We start from the raw sequence: 12,961 nt of genomic DNA, 5'->3' as shown, positions 1-12,961 counted from the left end.
TGGGCGGACGGCCCTAGACGATGGAGAACAGGGGTTGGTCGAACTCGACGGGCTCGCCGTTTTCCGCGTGGAAGGCCTGCAGCGTGCCGGCCTTGTCCGCCTCGATCTGGTTCATCATCTTCATCGCCTCGACGATGCAGATCACGTCGCCCACCTTGACCGTCTGCCCGGGTTCCGCGAAGGACGGCGATGTGGGCGAGGGCGCACGGTAGAACGTGCCCACCATGGGCGACTTGACCACGTGGCCGGCGATGGCGGCGGGGCTCTCCTGCGCGGCGGCCGGTGCCTCGGCGGCGGGGGCCGCTGCGGGTGCTGCCGGCGCCGGCGGCGGTGCGGCGTACATCGGCTGCGGCGCTGCGATCATGCCGCGGGCGCTATTGCGGCTGATGCGAACCGACTCTTCGCCCTCCTTGATCTCGATTTCGTCGATGTTCGACTCCTCGAGGAGTTCAATCAGCTTTTTAACCTTGCGAATGTCCATACGGGGTTGCTCTTCGTCAGGTGGTCAGGAGTTTTCGAGGTAATTCAGGGCTGCCTGCAGCCCGAGTTCGTAGCCCTGGGGGCCGAGCCCGCAGATCACGCCCACGGCGATATCCGACAGGTAGGAATGATGGCGGAAGGCCTCGCGCGCGTGCACGTTGGACAGGTGGATCTCGATAAACGGGATCTGCACGGCGGCCAGCGCATCGCGCAGGGCGACGCTGGTATGGGTCAGGGCGGCGGGATTGATGAGGATGAAGTTGACGCCCTCGTGGCGCGCGTCCTGTACCCGCTCGACCAGTTCGTACTCGGCGTTGCTCTGCAGGCTCAGCAGGTGGTGGTCGCTCTCGCGAGCGAGTTGCTCCAGGCGCTGGTTGATCTCCGCCAGCGTGGTCCTGCCGTAGATATCCGGTTCGCGCTCGCCCAACAGGTTCAGGTTGGGTCCGTGCAGAACGAGGATGGTCGCCATAAAGGAGCTCCGGTGGCGGGTCGATTGCGTAGCAGTTTGGCTCAAGATCGTGGCACTGTCCACGCAAATTGCGGATTTTTACGAATTTACCGGCATTTAACCGCTTTATTGTGGACGTTAGCTATTTTTATGAAAATGCGTCGATCTACGGGGTACTTTCAGGCTGAATTGGCGAAAATCCGACAAGGTCCAAGAACGTTCAGTTATTTGCGGCAATATTGCCGCCAAATTCGCCAGACGTGTTCGATATGGACTCCAGCGCGCTTAATACGGTGGCGCGGGTGAGGATTTGCGGCAGGATCAGCGGTTCCGCGTCGGGGTCGGCGGGGTACATGAGGTACAGCGGAATGCCGGTGCGTCCGTAGCCGGCGATGTAGCGGGCGATGGCCGGGTCGTAATTGGTCCAGTCCGCCACCAGGTAGGCGACGCCGTGGCGCTCGAAGGCCGCGTCCACCTCGTCGGTGAGCAGCACCGCGCGCTCATTGGCCAGGCAGGTGATGCACCAGTCCGCGGTCACATCCACGAACACCGGCTGGCCGGCTGCGCGCAGCTCCGCCAGGGTCTGTTCCGACCAGGCGGTCTTGCCGCGGGCGTCACCGTCCTGGCGCGGGTCGAGTTCGTGCAGGGAGCCCAGACCTATGGCCAGCACGGCGCTGGCCACGGCCAGGGCGCGGCGCCAGCCACCCAGGCTCCACAGCCACAGTGCCAGGCTCAGGGCCAGCGCACCGGCCAGCGCCGCGGCCATAGTGTTCACCCCGGTCTGCCGTCCGGCCACCCACAGCAGCCACACCGCCGCCGCATAGAGCGGGAAGGCGAGGAACTGCTTCAGGGTTTCCATCCACGGGCCGGGGGCGGGCATCAGCGAGCGCGCGGCCCCGCTGTAGCCGAACAGCAGCAGCGGCGCCGCCATGCCCAGGCCCAGGGCGGCGAATACCGAGAGCCCGACCAGCGGCGGCTGGGTTACGGCAAAGCCCAGCGCGGTGCCCATGAACGGGGCAGTGCAGGGGCTGGCGACCACCACCGCGAGAACACCGGTGAAGAAACTGCCGGCCAGGCCACCGCGATTGGCCAGGGTGCTGCCCGCATTCATCAGGCTGCCACCCAGTTGCACCAGGCCGGACAGGGACAGGCCCATGGCCAGGAACAGGTAGGCGAGGGCGATGACGAAGCCCGGCGACTGCAACTGGAAGCCCCAGCCCACCGCGCGGCCCGCCTGCTGCAGGGCGATGAGCACGGCGGCGACGGCGACAAAGCTGGCCACCACACCGGCGGTGTAGACCCAGCTGTGCAGGTGGCGGTTGTGGTCGCTGGCGCGGGCGAAGCTCAGCACCTTGAGCGAGAGAATCGGGAACACGCAGGGCATCAGGTTGAGGATGGCGCCGCCAAGGAAGGCCAGCAACAGCATGTAGGGCAGTGCGCCGACCCCGGCCGCGGGGGGCGTCGGGGCCGCGGTGCGCTCGCCGCCGGCGGAGGCCTTGCGCGGGGCGGGCGCCACAGCCGTGGCCTCGCCGCTGGCCGGGTCCAGGGTGAAGTGCTTGGTCTCCGGCGGGTAGCAAAGGCCGGCGTCGGCACAGCCCTGGTAGGTCACCGATAGCCGCGCGCCCGCCGGGATGTCCCGCTGTGCGCGCAGCAGCACGTCGGCGTCGTTGTAGTAGACGTGCACTTCACCGAAAAAGTCGTCGAAGCGCTGGATTGCCTCAGGGTAGGCCGGTTCCAGGGTAATGGCCTCGCCGTCGCTTTCGAGTACGAACTTGAAGGCGTGCTGGTACAGGTAATAGGCCGGGGTGATCTGCCAGTAGGCGCGCACGTGGGTGGCGTCCGGCACTTCTATCGCCAGTTGGTAGGCTTCGTCCACGGGCAGGAATTCTGGTGCCGAATCCTGGCCGAAGCCGCGCGAGGTCTCTCCCGGCAATGTCTGGGCGAGGACCGTCTGGGCGAATACCGCGGTAGTAACGAGCAGCAGGAGTGAGGCTAGCAGGGCGCGCATGGGTTTCCTTGGGGTCGGCGGCCGGGTTCGGGGAGTTTACCAGTCGCGAGCGCAGGTCCCAACGCAATGCGTTGCCCGCTGCCGCGGTGATATAGTGTCAGATGTCTGGCCACCGGTTTAGTTTCCCGCGGAGTGAGTTCCCCTGTGTTGCGTCGTTTGTCCCTGTTGTCCGTATCGCTGTTCGCCGTTTCGCTGTATGCGGCGGAACCCGCGGTCACCTTGTCCGGCGCCTGGGTGCGCGCGCTGCCGCCCACGCAGGCGGTGACCGCGGCCTATGTAGAAATCCACAACGCCGGGGAGCAGGCGGTCACCGTCGAGGGTGCCAGCGTGGCAGGCGCGGGCCGGGTGGAGATGCACGAGACCCTCACCGAGGCGGGACTTACCCGCATGCAGCAATTGACTACACTGACGGTGGCCCCGGGCGAAACCCGCGCCCTGCAGCCCGGCGGCGCGCACCTGATGCTGTTCGAGCTGGAGCGCATGCCGCGCGAGGGCGAGTCGTTGCGCCTGTGTATTGAGGTCGCCGGCGGGGAAACCGTTTGCGCCGATGCGCTGGTGCGCAAGGCAGCCCCGGGCAACGACGAGATGGATCACAGCCATCACCACTAGACGGTTCATAGCAGAACCGCACCACAACAATAGAAACCGGAAACCACTGGAACACAAGGTAGCGAATCCATGAACGCAATCACGCAACTTCTGGCAGACTGGCGCGACTCCCTGATCGAGCGGTTTCCCGCGGGCCGCACCACGCGCTGGGCGGTGATTTTCGTCGGCATCTACCTGCTGGTGACGCTGGTGCTGGGCATTTACTGGAGCTTCACACCGGCGCCCTTCGACGTGCGCGAGAGCGCGGCGCAATACGCCGCCGAGGAAGGCGGCGACGTGGTAGTGGGTTCGGTGACCACCGCGGCGCTGATGGGGGTGATGGATACCCTGCTGAACAAGCCCGGCGGCTACCTGCACAACGACCGCTTCCCGCCGGGACTGTGGCTGGACAACATGCCGAACTGGGAATACGGCGTGCTGGTGCAGGTGCGCGACCTGTCGCGGGCGATGCGCGAGTCCTTCAGTCGCTCGCAGTCGCAGTCCACCGAGGACAAGGACCTGGCCGAGGCCGAGCCGCGCTATCACTTCGACTCCAACAGCTGGATCCTGCCCTCCTCGGAGTCCGAGTACGGCAAGGCCCTGGGCTACACCCGCGACTACTTCCGCCGGCTGTCAGACCAGCGCAGCCCGGAGGCGCAGTTCTTCGCCCGCGCGGACAACCTGCGCTACTGGCTGTCCACGGTGAATACCCGCCTGGGTTCACTTTCGCAGCGCCTGTCCGCCAGCGTCGGCCAGCGCCGCCTGAACACCGACCTCGCCGGTGAGCAGGGCGCCAGCCAGTCGACCCCGGCGCCGGGGGAGATGATCGTGAAAACCCCGTGGCTGGAGATCGACGACGTATTTTACGAAGCGCGCGGCACCACCTGGGCGCTGGTGCATTTCCTGCGCGCGGTGGAAGTGGACTTCGCCGACGTGCTGAAACAGAAGAACGCGCTGGTCAGCCTGCAGCAGATTATCCGCGAGCTGGAGAGTTCACAGGAGACGGTGTGGAGCCCGATGGTGCTCAACGGCACCGGTTTCGGCGTGCTCGCCAATCACTCGCTGGTGATGGCGTCCTATATCAGCCGTGCCAACGCGGCGATCATCGACCTGCGCGACCTGTTGCTGCAGGGTTGAAGCGGCGCTGCCGGGCGCGCCTAGCGGCTGTAGCGCAGGCGCGTGCCGGTATCCAGGGACAGGCGGATTTCCTCGGCGGGCAGCTCCCGCGGGAAGTAGGTGCCGGAGAGCTTGGCGTCGAGCAGGCTGGCGCCCTCGAGGTTGGTGTTGCGAAAGTCGATGCCGGAGAGGTCCGCGTTGCGGAAGTAGGAGTCGCTGAAATCCAGCCCGTCGGCGTTCATGTTGCGCAGGTCGCGCCCGCGGTAGTCCCCGCTTTTCAGCTCGCTGGTGTCCAGTTTGTCCCGCATCTCGTTGAAGCCCTTGATGTCCTCGTTGCGCAGCAACTGGTACAGGGGGTCGGGCTTGATCACCGGCTTGTTCATGGGGGTCCCTTCTGGATGATGTCCGCTTCAGCGCGGCATAGCTTACGCGCTGCCGAGCAGCCGTGACAAGGGAAGCCGGCCTGGCCGCACAGACGATTCAGGGTTTCCTGCTTACCCGCCACTGGCGCGATACCGCCGCCGGCGTCGAGCTGGAATTCTGGTTCGCTACCGACCGCGGCCCCCTGTGCGCGCAGGTCGCCGCGGCCGAGGCGGTGTTCTTCCTGGCCGCCGATGCCCTGCCCGCCGCGCGCGCCGCGCTGGCCGGGCACTCCGGGGTCAGCGTGCGCGAGCTGGCGCTGCGCGACTTCCGCCTGCAGCCGGTGGTCGGCGTCTACTGCACCAGTTACCGCACGGCACGGGGCCTCGCCGACCGCCTGCGCGAGCAGGGCCTGGACCCGCTGGAGGCGGACATCAATCCCGCCGATCGCTACCTGATGGAGCGCTTTGTCGCCGGCGGCGCCGAGCTGCGCGGGGAGATCAGCGAGCGCGGCGGCTGCCTGCGCATGCACAACCCTGGCCTGCGCGGTGCGCCCTATCGACCGCGGTTGCGCGTGCTCTCCTTCGATATCGAGACCAGCATGGAGGGCCTGCAGCTGTACTCCATCGCCGCCCACGGCGTAGACGGCGATGCCGAGGTGCGGCAGGTGTTCATGCTCGGCTCAGGGGCGCAGCAGCCGCAGGTGCAGGACTGCCCCAGCCAGGAAGCCCTGCTCGACCGTTTCGTCGACTGGTTGGCGGACTACGACCCGGATGTGCTGATCGGCTGGAGCGTGGTCAACTTCGACTGCTGGTACCTGCAGCGCGTGGCGGACAGCCTCGGCCGCCGCCTGTGCCTGGGCCGCGACCGCAAGCCGGCGCACTGGCGCGAGGCGCGCGATGGCGGCGAGCGCCGCACCCTGCAACTGCCAGGTCGCGCGGTGCTCGACGGTATCGAGTTGCTGCGCGCCGCGTTCTACAACTTCGAGAGCTTCTCCCTCAACCATGTCGCCGGCGAACTGCTCGGCGAGGGCAAGCTGATCCAGGGCGCGGACCGCGGCGAGGAGATCGGCCGGCTGTTCATTCAGGACAAGCGCGCGCTGGCCGCCTACAACCTCAAGGACTGTGAGCTGGTATCGGCGATCTTCGCCCACACCGCCCTGCTCGACTTCGCCGTCGCCCGGGCGGCGATGACCGGCCTCAACCTCGACCGCATGGGCGGCTCGGTCGCCTCTTTCGACAACCTGTATCTGCCGCGCCTGCACCGCGAGGGGTTTGTCGCACCCAATGCCAGTCCCGATCTCACCGCCAGCCCCGGCGGCTTCGTGCTCGACTCGCTGCCCGGAATCTACCGGCACGTGCTGGTGCTCGACTTCAAGAGCCTGTACCCGAGCATCATCCGTACCTTCCGCATCGACCCGCTGGGTCTGGCCCTGGGTACTGCGGGCGAGCTGGACACGGCGCAGACTGTGCCCGGTTTTATCGGTGCGCGCTTCGCCCGCGAGGGGCACATCCTGCCGGAGCTGATCGAGCAGCTGTGGCGCCAGCGTGACGCGGCCAAGGCGGCCGGAGACGCGCCCCTGTCCCAGGCCATCAAGATCATTATGAACAGCTTCTACGGCGTGCTCGGTTCACCGGGCTGCCGCTTCTTCGATGCGCGGCTGGCCAGTTCCATCACCCGCCGCGGTCACGAGATCCTGCAGCGCACCCGCGACCAGATCGAGGCCGGCGGCCACCGGGTAATCTACGGCGATACCGATTCGGTGTTCGTCTGGCTGCCCGACGCCCGCGACGACGAGCAGGCCGAGGCCATCGGCCGCGCACTGCAGGCGCAGCTGAACCAGTGGTGGCGCCAGTGCATTGCCGACGAATTCGGCCTGGATTGCGCGCTGGAGCTGGAGTTCGAAACCCACTACCGGCGCTTCCTCATGCCCACCATTCGCGGTTCCAGTGAGCGCGGGAGCAAGAAGCGTTATGCGGGGCTGGTGCGCAGTGGTAACGGGGAGCGCCTGGTATTCAAGGGCCTGGAGAACGTGCGCACCGACTGGACGCGGCTGGCGCGGGACTTCCAGGAGCAACTCTACCGGCGCGTGTTCGCCGAGGAGCCCTACGCGGACTACGTGCGCGAGGTGGCGGCGCGGTTACGGGCAGGGGAGTGCGACGGACAGCTGGTCTACCGCAAGCGCCTGCGCCGGCGCCTGGACGAGTACGAGCGCAACGTGCCGCCCCACGTGCAGGCGGCGCGCCTGTACGCCGCGCGCAAGCTGCCGGCGCCATCGCGCGGGGACTGGGTGGAGTACGTGATCACCGCCGCCGGCGCGGAACCCGCGGCGCGTCCGCTGGCGCCGCTGGATTACGAGCACTACCTGGAGCGCCAGTTGCAGCCGGTGGCCGACGGCATCCTGGCTTTTCTCGGCACGTCATTTCACGAGTTGGTCGACAGCCAGATCGGCCTGTTCTGAAGCACGCCTGCCGCAGTGGCGGGCTAGCGCGAGTGAGGTTTGCGGCAATCGGGGGCCGGCCGGGGAGATTCCCGACCGGCGCCCCGGTGCGCGGCGTTCAGTCGCCGAAGAATTCCCGGCGCAGGTCGCGGTAGTCCCCGGCGGGCAGCCGTGGGCCGTACTGGGAGACCACACGCCCGGCAGCGAGGCTGGCGAAGCGGCCGGCGGTGGGGTAGTCCTCGCCGCGGGACAGGGCATACAGGAAGGCGCCCGCGAACATGTCGCCGGCGCCGTTGGTGTCCACCGCCATCACCCGGTGCGGGGGAATGGATACCAGTTCGCTGCCGTCGTATGTAATTGCGCCCTCGCCGCCGCGGGTGACGACGAAGGTGTCTGCCACCTGCTTGAGCCGCTCCACCGCGACATCGAGGTTGTCGGTCTGGCCCCAGCCGCAGGCCTCGGCGGCGTTGCAGAACACCAGGTGGACGCGCTCGCCCATCATGGCCACCAATCCCTCGCGGAAGAACTCGACCATGCCCGGGTCGGAGAAGCTGATGCTGGTTTTCACGCCCGCCGCCTCGGCGATCTCGCGCACGCGAATGGCGGCGGCGCGGCCGGTGTCCGAGGTGACCTGGTAGCCCTCGAGGTAGATGTACTCGCTGGCCTCGACCGCTTCCGGCACTACCTGTGCGACCCCCAGGCTCTCGCTGATCGCGAGATGCGTGTTCATGCTGCGCTCGGCGTCCGGGGAGATCATTACCAGGCACTTGCCGGTAGTACCGGGCTCGCGCTCGCCGGTCATGCTGTGGTCGACACCGGCGGCTTCCAGGTCGCGCACATAGATGTCGCCGTCGGTGTCGGCGGCGACCTTGCAGCTCATGAAGGTCGGTGCACCGAAGCGCGCGGTGGCGATCAGCGAGTTGCCGGCGCTGCCGCCGCTGGCGTGGCTGGCGCGCACCAAATGCCCTTCCAGGTGGTCCAGCAGCTGCGCCTGGCGCCCCGCGTCCACCAGGGTCATCAGTCCTTTCTCGACGCCCATGTGCTCGAGGTCGGCATCGTCCACGTTGATTTCGGTGTCCACCAGTGCCGCACCGATTCCGTACACCGCGTATTTTTTCTGCATTGGCTGTTCTCCGTTTGCGCGCCCATTATCCGTATATCGGCACACAGGGGAAGACAATGCAGTGCTTTCGGGTGAATTGCGTGGGTGGCCGCAGGGCGCTGGTGTACACTCGCTGACCATGTTCAAGACCCGACATCTGCTGCTCAAACTGCTCACCGTCTGCCTGGTCATCGGGGGTGGCTACCTCGTCTATCTCGACGCGCGCATCACCACCACCTTCACCGAAAAAATGTGGGAGCTGCCGGCCAAGGTGTACGCCCGGCCGCTGGAGCTGTACGCCGGCGCCAGCCTGGCCCCGGACGACCTGGCCTACGAGCTGGAGATCCTCGGCTACCGCAAGGTCGGCCACACCGCCGGCCCGGGCCAGGTGGCGCGCAACCGCGGCCGCTTCGAGATCTACACCCGCGGCTTCGACTTCGTCGGCGAGCGCGAACCGGCGCGACGGGTGCTGGTGGACCTGGCCGGCTCGCGCGTCGATTCGATCAGCGAGGCTGGGCGCCCGGTGGACCTGATGCGCCTGGACCCGGTGCAGATCGGCGGTATCTACCCTTCGCACGGGGAGGACCGCGTGCTGGTGCGCCTGGGCGAGGTGCCGCCGACCCTGGTCAAGGGGCTGCTGGCGACGGAGGACCAGCGCTTTTACCAGCACTGGGGCTTCTCGATTACCGGCATTGCCCGCGCCGCCTTCCACAACATGCAGTCCGGCCGCGTGGTCGCCGGCGGCAGCACCATCACCCAGCAGTTGGTCAAGAACTACTACCTCACCCCGGAGCGCACCCTGGTGCGCAAGCTCAACGAAGTCCTGATGGCCGTGTTGCTGGAACTGCACTACGACAAGGACCAGATCCTCGAGAGCTACGTCAACGAGGTCTACCTGGGCCAGGAGGGGCCGCGCGCCATCCACGGTTTTGCACTGGCGGCGAGGCACTATTTCGACACTTCGCTGGAACACCTGGACCTGGCCCAGCAGGCGCTGCTGGTCGGCATGATCAAGGGGCCCTCGCTGTACAACCCGCAGCGCAACCCGGAGCGGGCGAAGACGCGACGCAACGTGGTGCTCGACCTGATGGCGGAGCAGGGCGTGGTCACCCAGGCGCAGGCGGATGCCGCCAAGGCGAAGTCGCTGGGGCTCAACCGCGCGCGCCGCGTGCGCGACAGCTTCCCCGCCTACCTCGAGCTGGTGCGCCGCCAGCTGCGTCTGGAGTACCGCCAGGAGGATCTCGCCACCCTCGGCCTCAGCATCTTCACTGCGTTCGACCCCATCGTGCAGCGCCAGCTGGAGCTCTCCACCACCGCCGTACTCGACCAGCTCGACAAGGGCGGCCAGCTGCAGGCCGCCTCGGTAGTGACCCGGGTCGACAGCGGCGAGGTGGCGGCGCTGGTGGGCGGTCGCCGGGTCAGCTACGCGGGTTTCAACCGTGCCCTGGATGCGGCGCGCCCGGCGGGCTCGCTGCTCAAGCCCGCGGTGTACCTGGCCGCGCTGGAGCGGCCCACGCACTACTCGCTGGCCAGCGTGGTGCCGGACGAGGAGTTCGCAGTGCAACTCCCCGACGGCGATATCTGGGAGCCGCGCAACTTCGATCGCATGGCCCACGGGCCGGTGCTGCTCTACCAGGGCCTGGCCAATTCCTACAACCTGGCCAGCGCCAAGCTGGGTATGGACCTCGGTATCGACGCGGTGGTCGACATGCTGCGTCGCCTGGGTATGGAAGGTTATATACCGCCGGTGCCGGCGGTGACCCTGGGGGTGGGCGAGTACGCGCCCATCGACCTGGCGGCGATGTACCAGACTATCGCCGCCGGCGGTTTCCGCACGCCCCTGCGCAGCATCCGTGACATCGTCGATGCGCGCGGCGAACCGCTGCGCCGCTACCCCCTGGAGTACGACCGCACGGTCAGCCTGCAGGCGGTGAACCTGCTCCACTACGCCCTGCGCGCGGTGGTGCGCGAGGGCACCGGCAAGGGCGTGTACCGCTACCTGCCCGAGGAGTTCGACGTCGCCGGCAAGACCGGCACCACCAACGACGGCCGCGACTCCTGGTTTGCCGGTTTCTCCGGGGATTTGCTGACGGTCAGCTGGATCGGTCGCGACGACAACGGCGGCACCGGCCTTACCGGCAGCAGCGGGGCGCTCAAGCTGTGGGCGCATTTCATGGCGCGCGCCAGCCACCGCTCGCTGGCATATCGCATGCCGGACGGCATGGAGACCGCGTGGATCGATGCCGAGACCGGCCAGCTCACCGGCGAGGGCTGCCCCAACGCGCGCCTCATGCCGTTTATCACCGGCTCGGAGCCGCGCCAGCGCAGCAATTGCTCGGGGCGCAAGAACCCGCTGCGCGACTGGTTCCAGTCCCTGTTCGGCGACTGACGAGGTCGGAGCGCGGCGCGGAATCGGTTACACTGCGCCTCCCGTAAACCGCCGGAGATTGCCGTGTTCCGCCTGCGTCCCCTGTATGCCTGCGCGCCCCTGCTGGCGCTGTTGCTCACCGCCTGCGGCACCACGCCCTCCGCGCCGCCGCGCGTCGAAACCGGCGAACCCGCGGTGACCACCGAGCCGTCGCGGCCGACGCCCCCGGTCACCCCGAGCAGACCCAGCGAACCCGAGCGCACCTCGACCACGCCGTCGAGCCTGCTGGCCAAAGCCGACAGCGCCCGCACCCGCGGCGATTACGACCAGGCCCTGGCGATCCTCGAACGCGCACAGCGCATCGACCCGGACGACGCCGACATCTACCTGCAGATGGCGCGCACCCACGCCGCCGCCGGCCATGCCGGCAAGGCGCGCACGGTCGCCGAGCGCGGGCTGTTGTACTGCTCCGGCAGTGCGCAGTGCAACGCGCTGCGGGCCTTCATCGACTGATCGACTGCGCCCGGACCAGGCATAGTCCGGGCTCAGTCTGAGTAGGTCACAACCTCGAACCCGTCCGCGCGCGGCTCGAATACCAGCCGCTGGTTGATGCAGGCGGGCATGTCGCCCACCGAGTGGCTGACAAAAATCACCTGGGTATCGCAGTGGCTGGCGATGTGGTCTATGGCGCGCAGCACCAGGCGGCGGTGGCCGCCGTCCAGGCCCAGGGTGGGTTCGTCGAGCAGCAGGATGGCCGGCGATTTCACCATGGCCCGAGCCAGCAGCACCATGCGCTGCAGGCCGAAGGACAGTGTGTCGAAACCGTCTTTCGCCAGCCCGCCCAGGCCCAGCGCATCCAGCCACTGCAGGGCGCGCTCGCGCTGCCGGTCGCCCCAGTCGTCATACAGGCCGATGCTGTCGAAAAAGCCGGAGACGACCACTTCCAGTACGCGCATGCCGCGGGCGAAATTCAGGTGCAGCTGGGTGTCCACCTGCCCGTACTTCTGCTTGATGTCCCAGATGCTCTCGCCGGAGCCGCGGCGGCGGCCGAACAGGGTGATGTCCTGGCCGTAGGCCTTGTGGTTGTCGCCGGTGACCAGCGACAGCAGCGTGCTCTTGCCGCAGCCGTTGGGGCCGGCGATGGCGCAGTGCTGGCCGCGCTCGAAGCGCCAGTGCACATCGCGCAATACCCGGGTATCGCCGTAGCTGACATTCACGCCGTGCAGTTCGAGTAGCGGGGTGTCGGCGGGCAGGGTGTAGGGGCGTTCCGCCGGCTCTGGCGGCGGCGCCAGCGGCGGCAGGGGCGGGCGCATCAGGGCCTCCACACGCGAGTCCGCGAGTACCTCTTCGCGCCGGCCGCTGCACAGCGCCCGGCCCTCATCCAGCACCAGCAGGTGGCTGCATCCGGTCGGCAGGTCGTCGAGGTCGCGGCACAGGAGCAGCAGCGGCAGCCCGGATTGCATGAGTTCGTCGATGACCGCCATCAGCTCTTCGCGGGTGGCGCGGTCGACGCCGTCCAGCGGGCTGTCGAGGATCAGCAGGCCCGGGTCGCTTAACAGGGCGCGGATGAACAGCGTCTTGCGCATCTCGCCGGTGGAGATGTAGCGCAGGCCGCGCTGCAGGATGTGGCCTATACCCAGGCGCTCGACCCAGTCGCGGAAGCGCTGCTCCGGCTCGCGCGCGCCGAGAATGGCGCTGGCCACGGTGGTGCCGGGGTCGCTGGCATCGGCGCGGGTCTCGGAGTCGTCGAGCTTGCGGTCGCGGTCGCACAGGGCCCGGGCCTGCTCGAAGCACACGTAGGCCACGCCCTGCTTGGCGAGTGCGGGGTCGCGCTGGTAGCTGCCGGCGAAATGCGGCGCCTCGCCGCTGAGCACGCGGGCCAGGCTGGTCTTGCCGCTGCCGTTGGGGCCGATGCAGGCCCATTGCTGGCCGGGCAGCACCTGCCAGTCGAGCTGGTCCAGGGCGGGGCGCGCGCGATAGACCAGCTGCACCTGGTCGAGGCTGAAAAGCGGAACGTCGTTCATGGCTGCACCGGCCGCGCGCTTGAGTCG

The 12,961-nt window shown here is 67.8% G+C and carries 11 protein-coding genes; 5 read left to right on the top strand and 6 right to left on the bottom strand.

Annotated elements, in window-relative coordinates; genetic code table 11:
• Window positions 1–13: 13 nt before the first annotated feature.
• The 3 genes from accB to E4634_RS13035 form a co-directional block, all read right to left on the bottom strand.
• Window positions 14–481 (bottom strand): acetyl-CoA carboxylase biotin carboxyl carrier protein, encoded by a 468-nt coding sequence (gene accB, locus E4634_RS13045; protein ID WP_135444588.1) that lies wholly within the window; start codon window positions 479–481, stop codon window positions 14–16.
• Window positions 482–505: 24 nt separating this feature from the next.
• A complete protein-coding gene (aroQ, locus tag E4634_RS13040) occupies window positions 506–949 on the bottom strand; it encodes a type II 3-dehydroquinate dehydratase (RefSeq protein ID WP_135444586.1) in 444 nt (147 codons plus the stop codon).
• Between the two features lie 199 nt (window positions 950–1,148).
• Entirely contained in the window at window positions 1,149–2,936 is a 1,788-nt protein-coding gene (locus E4634_RS13035; protein ID WP_135444584.1) for a protein-disulfide reductase DsbD family protein, read from the bottom strand.
• Between the two features lie 144 nt (window positions 2,937–3,080).
• Between E4634_RS13035 and E4634_RS13030 the strand changes: the two genes are divergently transcribed.
• Complete coding sequence (locus E4634_RS13030) at window positions 3,081–3,545, top strand: copper chaperone PCu(A)C (protein ID WP_167854901.1); 465 nt, start codon at window positions 3,081–3,083, stop codon at window positions 3,543–3,545.
• A 69-nt stretch (window positions 3,546–3,614) separates the two neighbouring features.
• The gene (locus tag E4634_RS13025; RefSeq protein WP_135444580.1) at window positions 3,615–4,661 is read left to right on the top strand and encodes a DUF2333 family protein; all 1,047 of its coding nucleotides are present in this window, start codon (window positions 3,615–3,617) and stop codon (window positions 4,659–4,661) included.
• Window positions 4,662–4,681: 20 nt separating this feature from the next.
• Here the strand turns inward: E4634_RS13025 and E4634_RS13020 are convergent, their stop codons facing one another.
• The gene (locus tag E4634_RS13020; RefSeq protein WP_135444578.1) at window positions 4,682–5,023 is read right to left on the bottom strand and encodes a pentapeptide repeat-containing protein; all 342 of its coding nucleotides are present in this window, start codon (window positions 5,021–5,023) and stop codon (window positions 4,682–4,684) included.
• Window positions 5,024–5,085: 62 nt separating this feature from the next.
• On the opposite strand from E4634_RS13020, the gene E4634_RS13015 reads away from it, so the two are divergent.
• On the top strand, window positions 5,086–7,461 hold the full coding sequence (locus E4634_RS13015; RefSeq protein WP_240725180.1) for a DNA polymerase II: 2,376 nt from the start codon (window positions 5,086–5,088) through the stop codon (window positions 7,459–7,461).
• A gap of 97 nt (window positions 7,462–7,558) precedes the next feature.
• Here E4634_RS13015 and E4634_RS13010 read toward each other — a convergent pair whose 3' ends face one another.
• Entirely contained in the window at window positions 7,559–8,563 is a 1,005-nt protein-coding gene (locus E4634_RS13010) for an adenosine kinase (RefSeq protein WP_135444576.1), read from the bottom strand.
• Between the two features lie 118 nt (window positions 8,564–8,681).
• Between E4634_RS13010 and mrcB the strand changes: the two genes are divergently transcribed.
• Together mrcB and E4634_RS13000 are read left to right on the top strand one after the other, a co-directional pair.
• Window positions 8,682–10,931 (top strand): penicillin-binding protein 1B, encoded by a 2,250-nt coding sequence (mrcB, locus tag E4634_RS13005; protein ID WP_135444574.1) that lies wholly within the window; start codon window positions 8,682–8,684, stop codon window positions 10,929–10,931.
• A 63-nt stretch (window positions 10,932–10,994) separates the two neighbouring features.
• Window positions 10,995–11,423, top strand: coding sequence for a tetratricopeptide repeat protein (locus tag E4634_RS13000; protein WP_135444572.1), 429 nt, complete (start codon window positions 10,995–10,997; stop codon window positions 11,421–11,423).
• 32 nt (window positions 11,424–11,455) lie between these two features.
• Here E4634_RS13000 and E4634_RS12995 read toward each other — a convergent pair whose 3' ends face one another.
• A complete protein-coding gene (locus E4634_RS12995) occupies window positions 11,456–12,934 on the bottom strand; it encodes an ATP-binding cassette domain-containing protein (protein WP_240725179.1) in 1,479 nt (492 codons plus the stop codon).
• Window positions 12,935–12,961 lie beyond the last annotated feature (27 nt).

Source organism: Mangrovimicrobium sediminis (assembly GCF_004745945.1).
Taxonomy (GTDB): Bacteria; Pseudomonadota; Gammaproteobacteria; order Pseudomonadales; family Halieaceae; genus Mangrovimicrobium; species Mangrovimicrobium sediminis.
This window is presented reverse-complemented; position numbering and strand designations above follow the sequence as displayed.